Origin of the sequence: Psychrobacter sp. Ps1, assembly GCF_022129425.1 — a bacterium.
GTDB lineage: Bacteria > Pseudomonadota > Gammaproteobacteria > Pseudomonadales > Moraxellaceae > Psychrobacter.
This window is the reverse complement of sequence record NZ_JADQAN010000011.1, coordinates 96,121-118,080: the sequence shown is the minus strand read 5'-3', so window position 1 is coordinate 118,080 and position 21,960 is coordinate 96,121. Positions and strand designations below refer to the sequence as shown.

The following is a 21,960-nucleotide window of genomic DNA, read 5'->3' as shown; positions in this document are numbered from 1 at the left end:
TTGGAGCGGGAAAAGAGATTCGAACTCTCGACCCCAACCTTGGCAAGGTTATGCTCTACCACTGAGCTATTCCCGCTTAGTATCAATCCGTAGCGTTGTTAACAACTACTACGTCTCGATAGGCTGGCTATTTTAGCAAATATTCTGTGGGTGTCAACACCTTTTTTAGAATTTATTTCTAATATTTTTAGCTAAATGCCCTTTTTATCGGATAAATCAACATAAGCAATTGATTTAAAAACAGGAATTAATTTTAATTAAATGAAAAATATTTCACATTAATTATAGAACTTTAATTCTGGGATTCACTTTCCTTAGCTTTATAACGATCATAAGACAATCGATAAAGGAAAAACTCACTATTTTCACTCTAATAAAAAGATATCGCACTTACAATCATACGCTTTATTGTTACTTTTCCTATCTTGGTTTTAGGTGGTTAACATTATTATACTTATGTCCAATGGCAGTTAAGGTAAACTTTTACTGTTTAAGCAGATGAATGAGCACTACTAAAAGATTAATAAACACGACTCCAACATCTGCTGCACTATTTTTTAACTTGTTTGACTTTATGTTTTTCCATCTTATAGAGAGGATATTTTTATGAAGAAGTTATTAACCACGACAGTGATGGCCGCTTCATTGTCAGCACTGACTTTAACTGGTTGTACCAGCACTACCAATTCTGGCGCAGTTGGTGTTGATCGTCAGCAGCTGCTATTAGTGTCTAGTGAGCAAGTATTGGCACTATCTGCTCAAAGCTATGCTAAAACAATACAAGACGCAAAATCAAAAGGTGTGCTAGATACGAATACCGCTCAGCTAAACCGCTTGAAAAATATTGCGAATCGCTTAGTTGGTCAAGTTGGCGTCTACCGCGCAGATGCTGCCAAGTGGCAATGGGAAGTACACACTATCAAGTCTAACGATTTAAATGCATTTGTGGTGCCGGGTGGTAAGATTATGTTTTATTCAGGCATCATCGACCGTTTGAACCTTACTGATGATGAGATTGCTGCCATCATGGGTCATGAAATCTCTCATGCACTACGTGAGCATTCACGCGAGCGTCTATCACGCGAGTACGCAACCCAAACTGGTATCGGTCTGGCTGCTAGTATATTTGGCTTATCACAAGGACAGGCTGAGCTAGCAGGTACCGCAGGTAATTTAGGCTTGAGCCTACCCCACAGTCGCACTCAAGAAAGCGAAGCCGATCAGATCGGTCTTGAGCTGATGGCACGTGCAGGTTATAACCCTCAGGCGGCTGTTACCCTGTGGCAAAAAATGCAAAAAGCAAGCCAAGGTGAGCCACCACAATTCCTCAGCACTCACCCAACAAGCAGTAGCCGTATCGCAGAGTTACAGTCATTGATGCCAAAAGTTACGCCTCTATATCAACAGTCGCGTCGCTAATAAGTAGCTAATTAGCGACTTTTAGGTTTTAGCAGTGCCTGTTCAAATATCATAGAAGCAAAGTACAGCCAAAGCGTTGTGCTTTGCTTTTTTAGTTATAGCTAGGACACTGCAGGTTTTATAATTGACAAGCATTGTAGTTGATAAGCACTGTAGTTGATAAGCATTGTAATCAGCAGTGTTTGCAATTAGGCGATTTGGCAATCGCACTCTATACCACTTACCGTGTCTGTTATAATGCCGATAAATATTATTTGCAGATTGCCCAATCAAATTGCACAAAATACATTGAAGGATTGTTATGAGTATCACACCTACTGCCGACGCACTTCATTCCGAATTACAGGCACTTGCGCCGCAGCACATCGAACTGATCAATGAATCGATGTCGCATGCCGGTTATTTTGAAGGTAAAGAAAGCCACTTTAAGCTCACTATCGTTAGCGATGCATTTGAAGGCAAACGACTGGTCGGGCGTCATCAGCTGATATATGGCCTAGTCACGCCTTTGCTTACTTCACAAGGCGGCCAAGTACATGCTCTCGCTATCCATGCCTATACTCCGACAGAATGGCAAGGCCAAAGCCCTGCGAGTCCATTATGTGCCGGTCAAAACAAATAGCCGATTATGTTTGCATCGCAACTAACTATTCTAAATTAGCCTATATAATGCAGTTTTAGAGGGAGCAATATTCAATGAAACATCTACATATGCTGATGGCAGCGCTGACTGTTGTGCTATTTTTATATCAAAGTTACTTAGTACTCAGCGCAGACCGCCGCGCACCACGTGTGGTCAAAATAGCCACGCATATTATCTATGCCCTGCTTATCCTGTCAGGTGCGATGATGCTAATGCAATTGATGGGTGCCAACGCTCCTGTACAGTGGGTGTTTGCCAAAATTATCTTACTGATCGCTGCTATTAGCTCAAGTATTAAAGCGTTTAAGGTTGATGCGACACCTGTGCAAAGAAAAACAGGTATCCTTATTGCTGCCGTTGCTTATATCGGGATCGTAATACTTGCCTTTGCCAAACCAGCAAACTTATTTTAATAAGCGACTTTCTGTTTTAATAAGCAACCGTTTTAGAAAGCTGTCGATGTGTCGATGACATAATGCGAAAATTTTTCATCATCGATGGATTTTCAATATCTTAATCCTGCTATTTTTGCTATCTTAAATAGATATAAATACAATCACTTAGCCTACTGGAGCCATTATGAAAACGTTTACGACAGCGACACTACTAGCTGGCATTTTTGCGCTCTCAGGCTGTGCCTCTACTGGTAACATCACCCCGCAATATGTACCGCCAAGTACTTATCAAAATTATAATTGCCAAGCACTTGGCCAAGAGTACACTCGCGTCAACCGCTATGTCGAAGCGGCTCGCAATGAGCAATCTACCCTATCGGCATCAGGCGTCGGTGTTGGTGTCTCTGCCGGACGCTGGGGTATCTCGCCGAATATCAGCTTTGGTCTAGGCAAGAGCAACAATACCAAAGCACGCGATGCAAAATTATCGCGTCTCTATGGTGAGCGTGATGCAATTGTCCAGTCGGCGCGCATTCAGCGTTGTAGCTTTGCCAATGGCATCAAGATTTATGGTGAGTAAGGTTAAGCAAGTGCAAAGCTATCTGCACGACTAAGATAGTGCCTGACACCGTAAAATAGTACATGAAATAGCAAAAAGCCAATATGCAGAGCGCATATTGGCTTTTTTATTGCTACGGTTTTTTATAAGAAAACATAAGTATTTGGATAAATAGCTTGGATGATAAGCAGTCTTATATAACTAGTACTACGACTGTAAGCTTTGCACCCACTGAATGATTTGATGACTTGGTAGCGCGCCTGATTGTCGCGCGACTTCTTTACCATTTCTAAAAGCAACCATCGTTGGCAAGCTGCGAATATTATAAGGAGCGGCTGCCTGCTCGTATTTATCCGTTTGTACCTTTGCAAAGACCACCTGCGGTAATTGGCTAGCAGCGCTCTTGAACTCTGGCGCCATCATGATGCAAGGCTGACACCAGCTCGCCCAAAAATCCACGATAGTCAGCACATCATTTTTTTGGATAACCTTATTGGCTGTTTGCGCATTTAGCTCATGCGGACTAGCAGTCAATAATGGCTGACCACATTTACCGCATTTTGGCGCAGCGCTTAATCGTGCAGCAGGTACACGGTTGGTTGCTTGGCAATGTGGGCATACTAGATGAAAACTTTGCTCACTCATTATTTAATTCCTATTCTAATTATTTTATTGTCTTAAATACTGTTCATGAACCATTTTATATAAAAGCTAGTTACGTTGATTGATTACATGAATAATTTTAGCATAGTTAATTGGGCTTATCCTTTATACGATTTACTGTGCCACACCGCTATACACATAGCTCATTGGTCTTGGGCCGGGCAAATACGCTTCGCTCAATTCATCAATAGCAAATCCACCTTCTCTGATAAGCGCCGGAATATCGCGATCTAAATGACACCCACCTGCTATAGGCTTCCAAAAAGGCGTCAATCGATGCTGCCAACGCTCAACAGAGGAATCTGGCGCTACGCCATGCTCACAAAATAATAATCGACCGCTAGGTTTTAACACACGTGCCATTTCTCGAAGCGCCGCTACTGGGTCATCAATACTGCACAAGGTAAAAGTCATTACAATCGTATCAAACTGATCTGTATCAGCATGGATACCTTGTACATCGACAGCTATCACTTCAACCGGAATGCCAATGTTAGCTGCACGCTCACGAGCCAGCGACTGCATTTGAGCCGCTGGATCCACACCGATAATAGAAGAGACTTTATTAGCATCATAAAACTGCAAATTCAAACCGCTGCCAATGCCAATCTCCAACACCTTACCGAGCGCTTGCGGAACAATTTTAGAGCGCGCTTTCATCACATTACCTGTACTACAGGCAATATCTATCATCTTTGGCAACACATAGCGCTCGTAAGGGTTCATTGCTCTCTCCAGTTATTGCCGCACTTAGCGCTTGCAGGTGGTCATACATAGCATCTAAAAATCGACAGTCTACAGGTTAGCATTCTTATAGATATCAATCATACGATACTTACGTAGAGCTGCATCGGGTAATGATTTTCAGTTATTAAACTGTTTAACTTATCCACCGAGGACATTGATCGGAACTTTTAGATAGCGCGTACCATTATCTTCTGGCTCGGGGAAATTTCCTGCATCGATATTGATTTGTACAGCAGGAATGATAAGGCGAGGCATATCTAGAGTCGCATCGCGGCGCTCACGCATCTGCACAAACTCTGCTTCATTTATACTGTCCTTGACGTGGATATTTTCTAGTTTTTGGGCGGCTACTGTCGTCGTTGGGCAATGCTGACGGCCTTTGCTTGGATAATCATGACACAGATACATGACCGTATCTTCAGGAAGTGCTAGCAGCTTTTGAATAGACTGATAAAGCGTTTTGGCATCGCCGCCAGGAAAATCGCAGCGCGCTGTACCGACATCAGGTGCGAACAATGTATCTCCAACGAATACCACTGTTTTTTCATCATCAGCGGCTAGATAGGCCATATCGGCACGCGTATGTCCGGGTACATACATCGCAGTGATAGTAATGTTGCCAAGCTCTAAGGTCTCGCCTTCGTCTGTCAAAATATCAAACTGGCTGGCATCAGTGCGGAAACTCGTGTCAAAGTTAAAAATTTGCTTAAAGATTTTTTGTACTTCGGTGATATGCTGACCGATGACTAGTTGTCCGCCAAGGCTTTCTTTTACATGGATGGCCGCTGATAAATGATCTGCATGCGCATGGGTCTCGATAATGTACTTGAGCGTCCAATCCTGCTCACGTACAAACTCAATCACTTCATCGACACTGCTGGTATTGGTTCTGCCTGACTTAGCATCGAAGTTCAATACAGGATCGACAATGGCGCATAATCTTTGCTCGGTATCAGCAAGTACGTGGGTATAGGTTTCTGTATCGCTATCTAAAAAAGAATGAACTTGCATGGCGGCCTCTTTGATTATTTATACGTAAGTTATTTATACATATTTTGGTCATAGGGATTTTTATCTTTAATTAACCCTTAAGTATGATATTCAGTCGTATATAATGCGTTCCTACGACTTATCTGATGCCACCAATATAACAACCACCATACAATTTATCAATTTATATAATGTAATTAATGATAACTTGCTATGTGGCGTGATATCATTGATAATCAACTATATATTGCTCAAAAAATCATGGTATTTGTTACCCTCTAATGTAAGGAATTTGTTCTGACTACTTCTATTTCAGCCGAAGGTACACCTACTCGCAGTACCACTGACGATGGGTCATCTGATACTGCAGATTTAGTACCTGCCGATCTTGCCAAGCAAATGCAGCAAGCATCGCTACAAGCCAGCCAACTACTAAAATCGTTATCGCACCCCGATCGCCTACTTCTTCTCTGTCAATTGACCCAAGGTGAATATTGCGTCGGTGAGCTGGAAGACTTGGTCGGGGTTGGGCAGCCGAGCTTATCGCAGCAATTGGGTATATTGCGTAAAGACGAGCTGGTCGCCACACGCCGCGAAGGTAAGCAAATTTACTATAGTATCGCAAGCGAGGATGCCCTAGCTGTACTCGATCTACTGTATCAACGTTTTTGTGCTAAAGCAGAATAACGCTGCCCTCGCCTAATTATTTATACTATCTACTGTGGTGATTGATATGTCCTCTATCGTCGCTCGTCTGATTCCAGCTTGGCTGCGTCAATACCAGCTCTCAGCGTTGCCGACTGATCTCGTCGCAGGCATAGTGGTGGGCGTGTTGGTCATACCGCAGAGCCTAGGTTACGCCGTATTGGCAGGACTGCCGCCTGTCTATGGCCTATATGCAGCGATCGTACCTGTCCTCGTTTATGCGTGGCTCGGCTCTAGCAACGTGCAAGCCGTAGGACCTGTTGCCATTACCGCCATCATGACCGCCAGTGGCTTACTGCCTTATGCCGAGCAAGGCACTGAACAATATGCACTGATGGCCAGCCTATTGGCACTGATGGTAGGTGCACTGCTGTGGATTGCAGGACGGTTAAAACTTGGCTGGATAATGCAGTTTATCAGTCGCGGCGTGTCCGCAGGGTTTGTAAGCGGTGCAGCGGTCCTTATATTTGTCAGTCAGCTCAAATATCTGACAGACATTCCGGTCACTGGCAATAGTTTGATTGGGTATCTATCTACCATGCAACGCTATGCCAGCCAGCTGCATCCATTAACCTTAGCTATCGGTATTACCGCATTTGCGCTATTGGTTGCCAATCGCTATGCAAGTGAGTGGATATGGCAGACGTGGCTATCATCGTCATATGCCAAATGGGCAGAGCGCTTATTTCCGCTTATTTTACTTGGTGTCGCTATTGTACTTAGTATGGCACTGCATTGGAGCACATATGGTGTCGCGACCATCGGTCGTATTCCACAAGGGCTGCCGAGCTTTACGTTACCGCATATCTCTGATCTACAAGAAGCGCTGAAGCTCTTGCCGACAGCAGGGTTGATGGCACTGATCGTATTTGTGTCGAGCAGTTCAGTTGCCAGTACCTATGCTCGCTTGCGTGGTGAGAGTTTTGATGCCAATCGTGAACTGACTGGACTGGGTCTGGCCAACCTGTCTGGTGGACTGTTCCAAAGTTTCGCGGTTGCGGGTGGCTTTTCACGTACGGCTATCAATGCCGACTCAGGCGCGAAGACACCGCTTGCCAGTCTCGTTACCGTACTGGTAATGATTGCCGCGCTTATAGCCTTTAGCAATGCGTTAGCCCCGCTACCCTATGCACTACTGGGCGCAACTATCATGGCCTCTATCATTGGCCTGATAGATATTGCGACGTTGAAATCTGCATGGCAGCGTGATCGCTTAGATGGTGCTAGCTTTTTGGCCGCGTTCGTCGGTGTGCTTATATTTGGTCTAAACACGGGGCTGGTCATTGGTCTCATGGTGTCATTTGCCAGTCTCATCTGGCAGTCAAGTAAGCCACACGTGGCTGTCGTTGGGCAATTGGGCGGTACAGGACATTTTCGTAATATCAATCGCCATGACGTCGTAATTTTTGACAACTTATTGATGTTGCGTATCGATGAGAGTCTGTTCTTTGGTAATAGTGAATCTGTACATCGACGCATCCTCAATGCCATGCAGCAATATCCCGATGCCAATGAAATTATATTGATTATGGCCGCCGTCAATCACATAGATCTGACCGCTCAAGAAATGCTTTGCACCCTAAACCACGAGTTAGCATTACAGAATAAGCGCCTACATTTTAGCTTTATCAAAGGTCCTGTGATGGACATCATCGGTCACACCCCATTGATTAGCGAGCTATCAGGACAAGTCTATCTAAGTACTTTAGATGCTGTCGATGCGTTAAAGTAATCTATAGTTTGACCACAACAAAGTTGCTGCTACATTAATTTCACTTAACCTCAATTACTATTGTCGCCTACAACACAATATCGCTATGATAGCGCCTGTGTTATGCTAGACGCACTAAATAAGGAATCAATTAACCTAGAAATCGGTCTAAAAAATGCTGATTTATAGTCCTTTGATATTCTTAGCCCAACCCTCAATAATAAATATACTTTAACAAATATAACTGAACCTATTTTATGACCGATGATTTAACGATTTATAAGCAAATATATCCAAGCCAGTGCGTTAAAATTGCTGAACTTGGTTATCGCTCAGTGCTTAATATTCGCCCAGATGCCGAGATTGAAACACAGCCTAATAGCTGTGATTTGGCGACTGCTACCGAACAGGCGAACCTAGCTTATCAGCATCTGCCGTTTGATGATGAACGCCTAAGTATGCTGACGGTTGAGCAGTTTGCCGATTTCTATCACTCAATGCCCAAGCCTATATTAATGTTTTGCGGTACTGGGGCACGCGCCAAGCTACTTTACCAAAGCGCATTGATGCAAGGTCTGTTATAACAACCATAGCTCGAACTAACACGTTTTATAAACCCAACAACACCAATAAAAAAAGGAGCTCTTATGAGCCATGAAGTTAGCTTTACCGGACAAATCACGCCTGACCAAGTGCCTATGATTGCCGAAAATGGTTTTAAAACCATTATCAATAACCGTCCTGATGGTGAAGAGCCAAATCAGCCAACCAGTGCCGAAATCGAAGCAGCAGCCAAAGAAGCTGGTCTTGCTTATAAAGAGATTTCTTTTGCAGGTAATGAGCTGAATCAAACTCATGTCGAAACGTTTGCAGATTTCTTTAATCAAGCTGAGCAGCCAATGCTGATTTTTTGCCGCACGGGTAACCGCTCAAACGGTATCTATGAAGCAGCCAAGCAAATGGATTTACTAGACGACTAGTGCAGCATAAATAGACTAGAAAGTTAGAGTATTTAGCCCACAGAATTTCGTGGGCTTTTTATTGCGCTTATCATTATGCTCAAAGCGTCATTAGCCAATCACTGCCCAATCATTGCCTAATCACTTCCCGATAGCTTCCAACAACCTCGACCAACCTTAATAGTCACGACAAGTGGGTTACTATACGAGCGTAATACCGCTATTATCATTTGATATGCTTGAGCTAGCTTAGTGGTTGAGACACCTCAATAGCTAGACGATTAAATACCAAAACACATGGAATGTGAGCAGCTGTATGGTGACAAAGTTGCCCCGCTGCTATTTACTTTCAAAACGCCATCTTGATATGGCATTTTAGTTTTACAAGGAATGTTTGATGAATAATACCGCGCTAGCATTACTGCCACTAGCCCTTGCCTACATTATGTTCACTCTAGGAGCAGGGCTAAAACTTAGTGATTTTAAGGTCATTGCAAAATATCCAAAAGCGTTCTTTGTCGGCTTAATCAATCAAGTTGTGTTGGTACCGTTGGTTGCGCTCGCAGTCGTGTTAGTGACGGCACCGCCACCAGCGATTGCTTTTGGGATTATGCTGATTAGCTTTTGCCCCGGCGGCGTCACTAGCAACATGCTGACCTACTATGCCAAAGGAAATGTCGCACTCTCTATCGCGTTGACTGGTGTGGTCAGCATACTATCGGTCATTACATTGCCCATTTTAATCACCCTGGCTTTTGATCACTTTATGAAAGATCAGGCAAACTCTATTAGCGCGATAAAGATTGGCCTAGTCATGTTCTTATTGACCACATTGCCCGTATCTCTTGGTATGCTTGCTCGCCACAAATTTACGGACTTTATGGTACGTCGTAGCAGCCTTCTAAACGGCTTGGCCAGCGTATTTTTTGTACTAATTGTCTTCGCTGCTATTGCCTCTAACTGGCAACTACTACAAACACAGTTCACTCAAATTGGTTTAGAGCTTATCTTTATCATTGCTATTTTATTTGCTATTAGCATCTCAATCTCTAGAGTCCTAAAGCTTAGCTGGTTTGATACCAAAACCATCTCGATAGAAACCAGTATTCAAAATAGTACGACGGCTATCACCTTAGCCCCTATCATCATGGGCGTGAGCACACTACCCGTCATCGCGCTGCCTGCTGCTTTGTATGGTGTGCTGATGTATGTCGTTGCGCTGCCCGTTATTTTCCTAATCAAAAACAAGAACTGATTGTAGTAAGTACGAGAAACAAAAAGCGCCCGTCTAAATAAGCGCCCTTCCAAACATTGGATGGGCGTTTTTTTCGGAATAGGATTTACATGATAGAAATATGGCTCGGGTTATAGACTGGTCAATACTCAATATTGAGTACATAATAAAATGCTACTGTTATCGCTTAATAGGACTCTATGATGCAAAAACCGCTATTAATTATTGGGAATAAAAACTACTCCTCTTGGTCGCTACGAGCGTGGCTATTGCTCAAAGCGTTCAATGTTGATTTTGATGAGCAGCTTATTGAGTTGTTTCATCCATCAGCACGTCCAACGCTTGAAGCGCATTCACCAACAGGTAAAGTACCTATTTTAGTCTATGGTGAAAAAGATAATAAAGTAACCGTTTGGGACACCTTAGCGATTGCGATGCATGTTAATGAGTACTTTACGGATATTGATATTTGGACAGGTATTGATAAATCTAACGCTGAAAAACGTAATAACAATCAAAGTAGAATAAATAGTGCCTATTGCCAAAGCATCGTAGCTGAGATGCATTCGGGATTGACAGGCATTCGTAATGAGATGCCGATGAATATACGAGCAAAGGCTAAGATACAGCCAAGTAGTGCTTGCTTAGCGGATATCGCTCGTATCGAAAACATCTTCGCCGATTGTTTAAAAGGTCGCTCAGCAGACAGTTTCTTATTCGGAGATTTCACAGCAGCCGATGTGTTTTTTGCTCCAGTGGTGCTGCGATTACAGACTTATGCTGATGCGTCCAATATTGCTTTGCAGCCAATGACCAAGCAGTATTGCCAAACTATGCTAAATCATCCACACATACAGGCGTGGCAACAATCAGCACTGACAGAAACTCGAATTATTGAAGAAGACGAAGCAGGCGAGATCATGTCGATAGCTGGCGTATTGGCGAATAACCATTCATTTTAGGCATAAATAATATCTTGCATAAAAAAACCACTTCAACTCAGTTAAAGTGGTTTTTTCTTTCATGAGAAATAAAGCCTACAGGTACTACTGTTTTTGGTCTAACGCTTCTTTCACTGCTTTTTTACCCCATGCGCTCAAATCGAGATCCAGTTTTTCATACTCTTGCGCATCGAACAACGGCTCTTTAACCCCTGATCTTAACTGACTTGCAAAGTCGTCAAGTAGACGCTTAGCTCGCGGAAATAACATTATCAAGGCCAATAAGTTTGCTAGCGCTAGCACGCCCATCAACGGATCAGCAAAGAAGAACACTGCGGTTGCTGCAGGAGCCACTGCGCCCAAGAATAATACCGCAATCACAACAATTCGCAAAATCAGAGTCGCCATTTTGATATTCTTTTTGATCAAGAAATTAATGGCATTTTCACCCATATAATAGTTATACATGATAGAGCTTAGGGCAAATAACAATATCGATATGGTGAGAATATACTGCGCCCAATCCCCAAGCTGGGTCGTTAGCGCCTGCTGTGCCAATACAATACCATCGACTTCAGCACCTGGTTGATACACGCCGCTCAGTAAAATCATAAATGCGGTGGCACTACATACGATTATCGTATCAATAAACACAGACAGGGACTGCGAGATACCTTGACTAACAGGATGAGTGGCGTAAGCGGTGGCGGCAATATTAGGCGCAGAACCCAAACCTGCCTCATTAGAGAATAAACCACGCTTCATGCCTTGCTCAATCGCCACACCAATACCACCGCCCACGACAGACTCAATGCCAAAAGCATTTTTGACAATCATTACCATCAGTGCAGGCAGTTCTGTAAAGTTAAACGCAATAATAATAAGTGCCATACTGATATAGATTAATGCCATAACAGGAATGACAACGTCGGCTACTTTTGCAATGCGCTGAATACCGCCAAAGACAATAAATCCACCCGCAATGACCAATACCACACCCGTTATCCAGCGATCAATCCCAAAGCTTTCAAGCGCTGAGCCTGCTACCGTGTTGCCTTGGAACGCCACAAACCCGATAGAAAAAGACAGTAGTAGCGAGATCGCATAAATAACAGCAAGCCAGCGATAGTCTTTACCTAACCCATGTAGAATATAGGTCGCAGGGCCACCGCGAAAGTTACCATCATTGTCTCTACGCTTGTAAAGCTGGGCTAAGCTACATTCGACAATGCTGGTCATCATGCCAATTAAGGCCACAACCCACATCCAGAATACCGCTCCCGGCCCCCCTAAAGAGATTGCAACCGCAACACCAGCAATGTTACCGCCGCCTACACGTCCACCGATAGAAACGAGCAACGCCTGACGGGCAGAAATTCCGTCGTCTCCTACTTCATCCGTTTTGAACACACGGAACATACGTTTAAAATATCTAAACTGGGCAAACCTACCTACGATGGTGAATAGTAAACCAAAGATAATTAGCATAGGCACGAGCGCCCAGCCCCACGTTAGATCCCCGATTAGGGCGAAAAAAGCTTCAATGTATTCCATGCCTATTTTCCTTATAGTTCATGACGCTATGATAGGTTTTATTGCATACATTATTGCATCAACAACACGAGTTTGTAATGCAAATGTCGAATTTGTAACGTAAATACTGATATTTTCTGAATGAAATCGCGTTATTTGTTTACTTAAGAGTCCATTTTCTAATTATCAGGATTTTTTTATATAGACGTATTTATGCGATAGCACAAAAAAACCACCTCAACCGAGGTGGCCTTTTGTACTGAAACTAAACTGAACAGCTTACTGCATGACTAGGTATTCAAAGGCTGACAATGCTGCTTTACTACCTTCACCCATCGCAATGTTAATCTGCTTAAATGGTACGGTGGTTACGTCACCACAAGCAAAGATACCTTTACGATCTGTACGGCAGCGCTCATCGATTTCGATCTCACCAAAGCGGTTTAGATCAACGAAGCCTTTGATGAATCCAGTGTTTGGTACTAAACCAATCTGTACAAACACCCCTGATAAATCACGCTCATGAGTCTCACCTGTGCTGCGATCTTGGTAGACGATAGACGATACTTTACCATCAGTCGCTTTGATCTCTTGCGTTGCTGCACCGGTAATGAACTCAATGTTGGTCTTCTCTTTAGCTTTATTAATCAGTACTTGGTCAGCTTTCAACTCGTCAGCGAACTCGAGTACAGTAACGTGATTGACGATACCTGCCAAATCTAGTGCTGCCTCAACGCCCGAGTTACCACCGCCGATCACTGAGATGTCTTTACCTTTAAAGAATGGGCCATCACAATGCGCACAGAAAGCCACACCTTTACCGATATTTTCTTCTTCACCTGGTACACCAAGCTTTCTCCACTGAGCACCTGTTGCTAAGATAATACTACGAGTATTAAAAGTCTCACCAGTATTTAGGTGAATACTGTAGTTCTCTTCTTCAGTCTCACCGATTTCTTTAACGCTCACATGCTCTTTTAGCGTGATATTATATTCGGCCAAGTGCTTAACAAAGTTGGCCGATAAATCTGTACCATTGGTTAGCGGCACTGAAATCAAGTTCTCAATGTCTTGCGTGTCTTTTACCTGTCCACCGATACGATCAGCGACCATCGTGACTTTTAAGCCTTTACGCGCTGTATAAATGGCTGCAGCCACACCTGCAGGGCCAGCACCGATGATAGTGACGTCTTGCTGCTCTAATTGCTCAGCATCGTCTTCTACTTCTGACAGTAAATCAGGGAACTGCTCTTGCAATTTTCCAATCAATTTAGCAGTGTCGATTAGACCATTAGCAAATGGCTTACCATTCAAAAATACAGCTGGTACACCTTGAATTTTATTCGCCTCTACTTGCTCTTGGAACAATGCACCATCGATCATTTCATTGCTGATACCATCGTTTAGTAGCGCGAATTGGTTCAATGCTTGGACCACTTCTGGGCAGCTATGGCATGACAATGACACGTAGGTCTGGAACTGTAATGGCTTATTAAAGCGCTTAACTAGCTTTTGGATACCTTCATCCAACTTTAGCGTATGACCACCCGCTTGCAGAATCGCCAAAATCAATGACGTAAACTCATGACCACCTGGGATACCGCTGAATACGATACCAGTGTCGTTTGATTCGCCATCAATGTGACTGACTACTTTAAAACTAATCGCACTAGGCAAACTATCGTCAGTTGCTTCTGCATCGAAGTTAATTTTATCTGTCGTTCCAGCAATCTTGGTCAAAAAATCTACCAATTCTGCACGTTTTGCATGCGTACCATTACCCAATACAAAAGTAATTGGACGTGTCATGTTTTCGCTATAGCTCTTAACGGCATCTAATAAATTTTGATCTATCATGTTTGTTCCTCATTATGACTGAATATGTAACGGCAGCTGTCATGCTACGCGTCTAAATATGAAATAGTTGGTGTTGATAATTTTGTATAAAAGGTTATATATAGTGGACTCTTGCCCTTTGATGTGTCTATTATCAAGCGTTTAGCGAGTTTCGGCAAGCTGAGAAACTCAAACTTTATGTTTTATAAAACCAATCGTTTATTGACTTAAATAATTAAATATAAATACACAAACAAATGATAGTGATGGTACATGGTCTATTTTTTCGCTACAATCGAATGGTATTGATAGCAATATGCATTATCAATATCGTGAAGTAACTATCTTTATTACCATTAAACGTTCACCCCTTCCAAACAAAGTCTCACCATCATAAGCGTCTTAACCATAACGTGCTTACGCTTATTCTAAGCTTGCACTAAATAACAAGGATGACAACATGACAATGACAGACACATGGCAAGATCACAGTGATATTATCGATGAGCTCAAGCAAAAGGACACGCATTTTGCGAGTATCTTTGACGAGCATACAACTCTAGATAGGCAAATCAATAAGCTTGAAAACGATGTGGTCAAGCATGCCAGTCGCGACGAAGAAATCGAACAGATGAAACGACGAAAGCTACAGCTTAAAGACGAGATTTATAAAACCATTGATAAAAATAAAGCACAGTCTCGCGCTTAATATTGCGTCTATACTTAGAGATATGCTGAAAAATAATACTAACAATATCTATGCTTAAGACGTAAAAAGACCCCATCAACTTATGTTAATGGGGTCTTTATTTGTAGCACTGACTTAAATCAGATGTTTAGGATACAGCGCTACTTTTATCTAAGTATGAAATATCTACTTAGATTTTACCAACTAGGTCAAGACTTGGCTTCAATGTTTCGCCGCCTTGTTCCCAAGCTGCTGGGCAAACTTCGCCGTCGTTTTCACGAACATACTGTGCTGCTTTCACTTTACGTAGCATGTCTTTTGCACTACGGCCGATACCGCCAGCATGGATTTCAGCGACTTGGATCAAGCCATCAGGATCTACTAAGAACGTACCGCGCTCAGCCAAACCTGCTTCTTCAATCATGACGTTAAAGCCACGAGTGATTTTACCAGTAGGATCGCCGATCATTGGGTATTGTACTTTACCGATAGCTTCTGAAGAATCATGCCATGCTTTATGCGTGAAATGAGTGTCAGTAGATACTGAGTATACTTCAACACCAAGGCCTTTTAGCTCGTCGTAATGAGCGGCCATGTCTTCTAGCTCAGTTGGGCAAACAAACGTGAAATCGGCTGGGTAAAATAGGAAAATCGCCCAGTTGCCTTTTACGTCTTCTGAAGTGATGGTTTTGAACTCACCGTTTACGTATGCATCTGCTGAAAATTCTGGGATTTCTTGATTGATGATAGACGCCATGGTTGGCTCCTCTATAGTTAAGTAAATTGGAAATTAATTATGTGGTTTTTTCAATTAGCCCTCTAGCTCTCTGGGCTACCTGACAAACTATACGCGAATTCTATGGTTAATCCAGTTAAAAGTTTTTAATGTGATGTTTTGTTTTATTAAACTTGTTAAACTATTATCTCTACATTTTATCATTGGTGCTTAATTGGTAATTTGCTACCTTGTAAAGGTTGACCAAACATAATAAATTCCATTAAAAACCCACTAATAGAGAGGTTTTATGATTACTTTACGACAACTTGAGTTTGCCCTAGCCGTCGCCAAACATCGTCATTTTAAACGTGCTGCTGAAGATTGCAATATCTCGCAGTCTGCACTGAGTTTGGGTATCGCAGAATTAGAAAAACAACTAGATACTCAGATTTTTGAGCGTAATAATAAACAGGTATTAATTACCCCTATCGGTCAAGACATCCTCACGCGTGCGCAGCGAGTGTTTTCTGAAGTCAGCGATTTGACCACACGTGCCCATAGCCATCAGACGCCGCTTGCATATCCTATGACTGTCGGTATTATTCCAACAATTGCGCCTTATTTGCTGCCAAAAGTACTGCCTGCGCTACGTGCTCAGTATCCAGAGTTCCGCATGACCATTGTCGAACAACAGACAGAGCGTTTGCTTGAACAGGTACGCTACGGTCATATCGACACCGCTATTATTGCGCTACCTTATGCGGTAGATGGGCTACACAGTTTTGAGTTTTGGAGTGAAGACTTCTTTGCTGTATTTCCAAAAGATGACATACATGCCAAGCTTGAGACCATCAATGCTGACGAACTGGCAACTGCCAACCTCATGCTACTTGGTGAAGGACACTGCCTAACTGACCAGACGCTATCTGTCTGTCATTTTGACCGTGCACAAATGAAATCAAGCTTCTCAGATGCCAGTTTAAACACTTTGATTCAAATGGCACTTGCCAATATGGGCACAACGCTAGTACCTGAAATGGCGCTCGATCAGCTACACCTACAAAACCAAAATGCTGTCGCCATACCATTAGCTGAAGACGGGCCGCATCGCCATATTGCCTTTGTCACCCGTCTGAACTATGCGCGTGTCGATGATGTTAGTTTGCTTGGTGATGTATTCAACAAAGCATTCAAAGATGCAGTGGCTAACAAAGAATAATCAAACCATTTTTACCATGGTCATAGTGAAAAAATGACATATGAAAACTGTCTCAAATAAGCATGATGAGCTTGGCAAGTGCTTTGCACAACATTTATCAACTATGACTAGCGATATTTCGCCAAAGCAAATAGATAGACTTTGGCAAAATATCGTGACGCGCTATGGTGAACCACAACGTGCCTATCATACACTCAATCATATTGAGCAGTTATTGGTACAGCTTGAGAATATTAATCACATTCTGTCTGAGCCGCATATCACTGCATTGGCACTGTACTATCATGATGTGATTTACGACCCAACACGCTCCGACAACGAGCTAAAAAGTACAGAATTTGCGACAGATGCTTTGAGCCCTTATCTAAGCACAGAGCAATGCCAACACATTCACGCTCTCATTATGATGACCGCTAATCATCAGCTAGATACGTTGGTAGACAATGACAAATATAACGATGCGGCATATCTGTTAGATATGGATTTGAGTATTTTGGGTGCGCCTTGGTCTGCATATGAGCAGTATGCAAAGGCGATACGTCAAGAATATGCACACGTCGCAGATGACAATTACCGTGATGGGCGCACTGCAGTGTTGCAAGGATTACTAGCACATCCCAAACTTTATCTGACTGACCATTACTATAATCAGTTAGAAACGCAAGCTCGTAATAATATTAAGCGCGAGCTTACTTTGCTCGCAGCTTTATAAACAGCTCACTACCCTGCCGCGCTAGATATGAATTATAGCTGGGCTCCATGATATCGATATCAAAATGACTTTGAAAACGCTGTTGGTACTCTTCATTGCTGCCGCCGAATGGTGGCTCTTCCCGTCCAAAATCCGTGTCGAATAACAACCCAATCAGTTTACCTTGTGGCTTTAATAGCTTTGCCATCTGCTGCACGTATTCATCACGTCGCGACGGATTGATCGCACAAAAAAACGTCTGCTCAAGTATCCAATCGAATTGATATTGCTCAGCTGATAAGCTAAAAAAATCCGCACAGATCAGATGTTCAGAGGGAAAATCAGGATAGCGCTCTGCAAACGTCTCAATCGGTGCAGGGGCAAAGTCAACCAACGTGACATTGGTAAAACCTTGCTCATATAAATAGCCTACTTCATAAGCATTACCCGCACCTGGCACTAGTATCGCTTGATCTTTCGCGCTCTCAGGTAGCTGGTCGATATATGCTTTGAGCGGTGGTGATACCTGTCCCATGTCCCAACCGATGCTGTTCTTTTCATAACGCTGCTGCCAAAACTCCGCTTGGTTGACGTTTTCCATATGACATCCCTGTATATAAATCCGCTGTTTAAACGACACGATTTGTACTGTTATTTCTTATCATATCAGGCTTATTCAGGTGTGTCCTTATTTTAAAAATGATGATAAAAATAGGACTAGGTGCTCTGCATAATGAAAGTTACGCAGATGATATCGAGGTGCTTACTAGGGTTATTTAGATGGTTAAATAGTTAGATGATAGGTTTAGTCCAGCTGTCCTGTTTTGCCCGCTAGGATATTATGCCATTGCTGATAATCTGGCATCGCTGTGGCAACCGTTTGCCAAAACGCTCGGCTATGGTTGGCATGATGCAAGTGGCACAGCTCATGAACGATTACATATTCGGTGCACTCAATAGGATAGGCAGGAAGATAAACCGATAGCCAAATTCGTTTTGCGCGCGTGTTGCAACTGCCCCAACGTGTGTGCATTTTTTTTAACCGTATCTCATTGGCATAAGCGCCAACGATTGGTTGCCACTTTTCAAATAGTGCAGGTGCGACTTCGGAGAGTTGTTGCCGATAATAGGTAACTTTTTTATCAGGACTGAGCGTAAATGATTGCTCTGTACCCCATAATGAAACTAAGTTATTAGCAGTTGAAAAGTCTGACGACGTATTGTGTCTACGTCTATATTGTTCTAATACCTGCGGGTGATTTTCAATCGCCCACGGTACCCGCTTAGCCACAGCATGCAACATTTGTAATGCGCTGACATGCATCGGTGCAGAGACCATCAACGTATGAGGCTTCAAGCGAAAATTGATATTTTTAACACGCTTTTTACGGATGTGTAGCTCGATGCCTGCTTGTCCAAGCTGCTGTCTGACCGTATCTAAATTGGTGTCTAAGCTAATGCTCTATCTCCTTGGCTGACTATTACTGCCATTCTAGTAATAGTCATTATTAATCACCATGCCTGTTCGTCTGTCGCTCTTGTTGAATGTCACGCATTACAGTGCTTGCAAATGGTTGTCAAACGACATCATATGCAGTTGACTGTCTTTGATAATCCGTTCATGACGTTCAACTTCTTTTACGTCCAAATTTACTTCTGGTAAAGCATTTACTCTTAACGCGGTTAACTGTCCTTGACCATCACTAACGATAAAACCTTTCGGCTCGGCATGTTTATCAATTTTACTCATTGAAGCACTAGAATTAGCTAACACCGAAGCCCCTGCACAATCTGGCAGACTTACATCATCAATCAGCTTGCGAGTATGTAAATCATAAATCGCTGCACAGCCGCCGATCGGTGTGGTCACACACAGTAAGTTACGCTCACTATCCACCGCCACGCTAGCGATATATTGGTGAAAACGTTGCCATTGATTGTTTGGCATAGTGAGTGGTGTAAAGCTGGCGTCACCACGTTTATGAGTCAGCACTAACGGGACATTGATATGTTTTTCACCTTGGAACTGAATACCGATCATCACTGTGCCGTCATCGTGCATGGCTAAATGGCGCACACTCATCTGATTATGTTTGGGAGTCACTTGCTCAAGCAATGTGCCATCGTGACGATTCAGATAAACCAGTGAGGGTCGCATGGTATCTAGATTTAGCTCTTCGCGTGAGGCCTGCTCGGTTTTGATGCCACCATTTGCAATGACGAGCGTTTCGCTATCAGGATGCATAATCAGTTCATGCGGGCCGATACCATATGAGTCAAACTCTGCTACTTTTTTATAAGCATCATGGGCATCATAGATACCAATTTTACCTGCCAAACTCACTGTGTCGTTCTCAGTTACATAGAGCAAGCTACCATCTAAGCTATAGCAAGCATGACCATAAAAGTGACGGTTTACATCAGCTTTGATCGCATGTTGTACTTGCCCACTTGACGTATTAAGCACCCAGAATCTTTCGCTTGGACGGCGACCCATGACGACGACATCACGTTTTTGATCCACATGGCTATGCTGAGCTTGAGATATATTGACAGGCAGAGGCTGAACAACGATGTCGTGGACACGCTCCGGCATAGTCGTTTGCCAAACGATTTGTCTGTCGGCATCAATACCTACCACGCCAAAGTCATGCTCATTTTGGCTTGATGAGGTCTGATCTTTTGGCATGGAGGCGACGCCACTGACCCAGCTGACTGGTCGTGCCAGCATCGTTGTCGTATACATGACAGCAAAGTCAGGCGTGTTACTTTTACCATCACCTACAGCGTGATAAGCCTGCTTCCAGGTTGCCGCTGCTTGCTCACAAGCATAACGTAAGCGCGAAAACTTCGGCGTTGAATCAGGACCAGCTCGTAATACCTGCAACTGCGTACGAATACCATTTACATAATCTTGTAGACTGGCATCTGGATGCTGCTGCTTACGATAACGATGGTGAATACCGACCAGCGCTGCCGTACCAACTGCTGTCAGCACTGAAATCGTCAAAAGCTCATGAGCTGACGAAGTTCTCCCAGACCGATTAGATCTGTTCATCTGGTCATGAGTCTGGACTGCTGACACTGCTGTACTCGCTTCGATAGTAGACATTGTCTAATCGCCATCAGTGCTGTTAAAGCCCACACGGATACCAAGTGCTGGGATTAACTGGCGCTTAATCAGACGAGTGACATCAGTCAGATGATCGTACAACGCTTGTTGATCGTCCTTACTAGCCTCTGATAAATCTTCTGGCATTTGTGCTAATAATGCAGTCGTGTCAGCCAATGCGGTCGATAGATTATCCGAAACTTTGTTTTCGTCATTGCTGTCAAGAATAGCCGTCAACACAGGGTCAGTCATGGCTTTATTAATCGTATCTAACTTAGCATTGATAATAGCGCGGCTTTGACCAGCAGTAGCAGCAGGCAGATGACCTTTTGCTTTACCTGTTAGACCGAGTGGCTGATCAATAGCGTTAGACTTCATGGTCTCAATCAATGACAGCAGAGAATTAATCCATTGATTTAGGCCTCTATCGCTTTCTGCTGTTTTGTCTATCGCCAATAAATCAGTCGCGTTTTGCTGCCAGTTTTTCTCGATGTCTTTTAGACGCGTGCTCAACGCACTACTGGCACTAATCACGTAAGCACACTGACCCGCGTCTAAACTGTCGTTGGCAAACAAAGCCTCTTCCAACCCTGGCACACCTTGTACGATCGCGCTCTCGCCAGCAAGCTGCTCTGGCGTTAGTTTTGGATTGGCAGCGATTAAATCAGCCACGCCACTATGTACGAGTCCGCGCTCGTCAGGATAGTAGTTGATGTATAGATTGCTCATACTAGCAGTCGCAGGACCAAAGTTGACCATCTCAGCACTTGACCATGCTTTTGCCAATGCTAGCCACTGCGCACGTAATGCTTGTAGCTCGTCGCCACTTACTGGAGCTTGGATACAATGTTTCTGCGCCAATTCGTTCAACAGATCGCTTTGCTTGGCTGCATCAGCATACGCCGGAATAACGATATCGTCTGCCACATGCGTCAAGTACGTTTTTGCAGTCTCAGGGCTGATATCTACTGCTACGATTTGCTCAGTACTTTCTTTGCTGTTTTCTATTGAGCTGTCCGTAGCTGCACTGTCTTGCACAACTTTTTGGCTGTCTACGTCTGCAGCTTTGTGGTCATCGGCAGGTTTGACACAACTGATCAGCAGTCCAGCACTCAATGCAGATAGCGCCATTGCCAAAGCGTGGTTTATTTTCATAGGTTTCTCGGTAATGTTATAGGTAGTAATTTATAGCGTTTT

The 21,960-nt window shown here is 43.3% G+C and carries 23 protein-coding genes and 1 tRNA gene; 13 read left to right on the top strand and 11 right to left on the bottom strand.

The window, feature by feature from the left end:
- Position 1: 1 nt before the first annotated feature.
- Positions 2-76, bottom strand: a tRNA-Gly gene (locus I3249_RS07570).
- Positions 77-606: 530 nt separating this feature from the next.
- Here I3249_RS07570 and I3249_RS07565 point away from each other — a divergent pair.
- From I3249_RS07565 to I3249_RS07550, 4 genes are all read left to right on the top strand, one after another.
- The gene (locus tag I3249_RS07565) at positions 607-1,419 is read left to right on the top strand and encodes a M48 family metallopeptidase (RefSeq protein ID WP_057761502.1); all 813 of its coding nucleotides are present in this window, start codon (positions 607-609) and stop codon (positions 1,417-1,419) included.
- Between the two features lie 301 nt (positions 1,420-1,720).
- A complete protein-coding gene (locus tag I3249_RS07560) occupies positions 1,721-2,041 on the top strand; it encodes a BolA family protein (RefSeq protein ID WP_238069356.1) in 321 nt (106 codons plus the stop codon).
- A gap of 74 nt (positions 2,042-2,115) precedes the next feature.
- Positions 2,116-2,475, top strand: coding sequence for a SirB2 family protein (locus I3249_RS07555; RefSeq protein WP_101205742.1), 360 nt, complete (start codon positions 2,116-2,118; stop codon positions 2,473-2,475).
- Between the two features lie 166 nt (positions 2,476-2,641).
- Positions 2,642-3,037 carry a hypothetical protein gene (locus tag I3249_RS07550; protein ID WP_102091853.1) on the top strand — a complete coding sequence of 132 codons (396 nt, stop codon included), beginning with the start codon at positions 2,642-2,644 and terminating at the stop codon, positions 3,035-3,037.
- Between the two features lie 186 nt (positions 3,038-3,223).
- Here I3249_RS07550 and trxC read toward each other — a convergent pair whose 3' ends face one another.
- The 3 genes from trxC to I3249_RS07535 all read right to left on the bottom strand — a co-directional run bounded on the left by trxC (position 3,224) and on the right by I3249_RS07535 (position 5,437).
- A complete protein-coding gene (gene trxC / locus I3249_RS07545) occupies positions 3,224-3,661 on the bottom strand; it encodes a thioredoxin TrxC (protein WP_102091852.1) in 438 nt (145 codons plus the stop codon).
- 132 nt (positions 3,662-3,793) lie between these two features.
- The gene (locus I3249_RS07540) at positions 3,794-4,405 is read right to left on the bottom strand and encodes a class I SAM-dependent methyltransferase (RefSeq protein WP_238069354.1); all 612 of its coding nucleotides are present in this window, start codon (positions 4,403-4,405) and stop codon (positions 3,794-3,796) included.
- Positions 4,406-4,564: 159 nt separating this feature from the next.
- Positions 4,565-5,437 (bottom strand): MBL fold metallo-hydrolase, encoded by an 873-nt coding sequence (locus I3249_RS07535; protein WP_238069352.1) that lies wholly within the window; start codon positions 5,435-5,437, stop codon positions 4,565-4,567.
- A 378-nt stretch (positions 5,438-5,815) separates the two neighbouring features.
- Between I3249_RS07535 and I3249_RS07530 the strand changes: the two genes are divergently transcribed.
- The 6 genes from I3249_RS07530 (at position 5,816) to I3249_RS07505 (ending at position 10,987) form a co-directional block, all read left to right on the top strand.
- Complete coding sequence (locus I3249_RS07530; protein WP_057761516.1) at positions 5,816-6,103, top strand: metalloregulator ArsR/SmtB family transcription factor; 288 nt, start codon at positions 5,816-5,818, stop codon at positions 6,101-6,103.
- A 46-nt stretch (positions 6,104-6,149) separates the two neighbouring features.
- On the top strand, positions 6,150-7,853 hold the full coding sequence (locus tag I3249_RS07525; protein ID WP_238069351.1) for a SulP family inorganic anion transporter: 1,704 nt from the start codon (positions 6,150-6,152) through the stop codon (positions 7,851-7,853).
- Positions 7,854-8,089: 236 nt separating this feature from the next.
- Positions 8,090-8,416, top strand: a complete 327-nt coding sequence (locus I3249_RS07520; protein ID WP_057761519.1) for a sulfur transferase domain-containing protein — start codon at positions 8,090-8,092, stop codon at positions 8,414-8,416.
- 63 nt (positions 8,417-8,479) lie between these two features.
- Positions 8,480-8,812 carry a TIGR01244 family sulfur transferase gene (locus I3249_RS07515; RefSeq protein WP_057761521.1) on the top strand — a complete coding sequence of 111 codons (333 nt, stop codon included), beginning with the start codon at positions 8,480-8,482 and terminating at the stop codon, positions 8,810-8,812.
- A gap of 376 nt (positions 8,813-9,188) precedes the next feature.
- The gene (locus I3249_RS07510; protein WP_238069349.1) at positions 9,189-10,046 is read left to right on the top strand and encodes a bile acid:sodium symporter family protein; all 858 of its coding nucleotides are present in this window, start codon (positions 9,189-9,191) and stop codon (positions 10,044-10,046) included.
- A gap of 182 nt (positions 10,047-10,228) precedes the next feature.
- A complete protein-coding gene (locus tag I3249_RS07505; RefSeq protein ID WP_238069347.1) occupies positions 10,229-10,987 on the top strand; it encodes a glutathione S-transferase family protein in 759 nt (252 codons plus the stop codon).
- Between the two features lie 84 nt (positions 10,988-11,071).
- Here I3249_RS07505 and I3249_RS07500 read toward each other — a convergent pair whose 3' ends face one another.
- Both I3249_RS07500 and ahpF read right to left on the bottom strand, forming a co-directional pair.
- The gene (locus I3249_RS07500; RefSeq protein WP_101205735.1) at positions 11,072-12,520 is read right to left on the bottom strand and encodes an alanine/glycine:cation symporter family protein; all 1,449 of its coding nucleotides are present in this window, start codon (positions 12,518-12,520) and stop codon (positions 11,072-11,074) included.
- Positions 12,521-12,778: 258 nt separating this feature from the next.
- Positions 12,779-14,356, bottom strand: a complete 1,578-nt coding sequence (ahpF, locus tag I3249_RS07495; RefSeq protein ID WP_238069345.1) for an alkyl hydroperoxide reductase subunit F — start codon at positions 14,354-14,356, stop codon at positions 12,779-12,781.
- Positions 14,357-14,795: 439 nt separating this feature from the next.
- On the opposite strand from ahpF, the gene I3249_RS07490 reads away from it, so the two are divergent.
- Positions 14,796-15,044 (top strand): DUF465 domain-containing protein, encoded by a 249-nt coding sequence (locus I3249_RS07490; protein ID WP_057761532.1) that lies wholly within the window; start codon positions 14,796-14,798, stop codon positions 15,042-15,044.
- A gap of 169 nt (positions 15,045-15,213) precedes the next feature.
- Here the strand turns inward: I3249_RS07490 and ahpC are convergent, their stop codons facing one another.
- Positions 15,214-15,780 carry an alkyl hydroperoxide reductase subunit C gene (ahpC, locus tag I3249_RS07485; RefSeq protein WP_238069343.1) on the bottom strand — a complete coding sequence of 189 codons (567 nt, stop codon included), beginning with the start codon at positions 15,778-15,780 and terminating at the stop codon, positions 15,214-15,216.
- A gap of 268 nt (positions 15,781-16,048) precedes the next feature.
- On the opposite strand from ahpC, the gene I3249_RS07480 reads away from it, so the two are divergent.
- Both I3249_RS07480 and I3249_RS07475 read left to right on the top strand, forming a co-directional pair.
- The gene (locus tag I3249_RS07480) at positions 16,049-16,960 is read left to right on the top strand and encodes a hydrogen peroxide-inducible genes activator (protein WP_160022407.1); all 912 of its coding nucleotides are present in this window, start codon (positions 16,049-16,051) and stop codon (positions 16,958-16,960) included.
- Between the two features lie 40 nt (positions 16,961-17,000).
- Positions 17,001-17,672 carry a hypothetical protein gene (locus I3249_RS07475; protein ID WP_238069342.1) on the top strand — a complete coding sequence of 224 codons (672 nt, stop codon included), beginning with the start codon at positions 17,001-17,003 and terminating at the stop codon, positions 17,670-17,672.
- On the opposite strand, the gene I3249_RS07470 is transcribed toward I3249_RS07475, so the two are convergent.
- The 4 genes from I3249_RS07470 to I3249_RS07455 all read right to left on the bottom strand — a co-directional run bounded on the left by I3249_RS07470 (position 17,650) and on the right by I3249_RS07455 (position 21,918).
- Complete coding sequence (locus tag I3249_RS07470; RefSeq protein WP_238069341.1) at positions 17,650-18,252, bottom strand: methyltransferase domain-containing protein; 603 nt, start codon at positions 18,250-18,252, stop codon at positions 17,650-17,652. The two genes, I3249_RS07475 and I3249_RS07470, sit on opposite strands and share 23 nt — an antisense overlap.
- A 204-nt stretch (positions 18,253-18,456) precedes the next feature.
- Positions 18,457-19,008, bottom strand: a complete 552-nt coding sequence (locus tag I3249_RS07465) for a M48 family metallopeptidase (protein ID WP_238069340.1) — start codon at positions 19,006-19,008, stop codon at positions 18,457-18,459.
- A gap of 198 nt (positions 19,009-19,206) precedes the next feature.
- Entirely contained in the window at positions 19,207-20,763 is a 1,557-nt protein-coding gene (locus tag I3249_RS07460) for a DUF1513 domain-containing protein (protein ID WP_238069339.1), read from the bottom strand.
- A gap of 3 nt (positions 20,764-20,766) precedes the next feature.
- Positions 20,767-21,918 (bottom strand): imelysin family protein, encoded by a 1,152-nt coding sequence (locus I3249_RS07455; protein ID WP_238069338.1) that lies wholly within the window; start codon positions 21,916-21,918, stop codon positions 20,767-20,769.
- Positions 21,919-21,960: the final 42 nt, after the last annotated feature.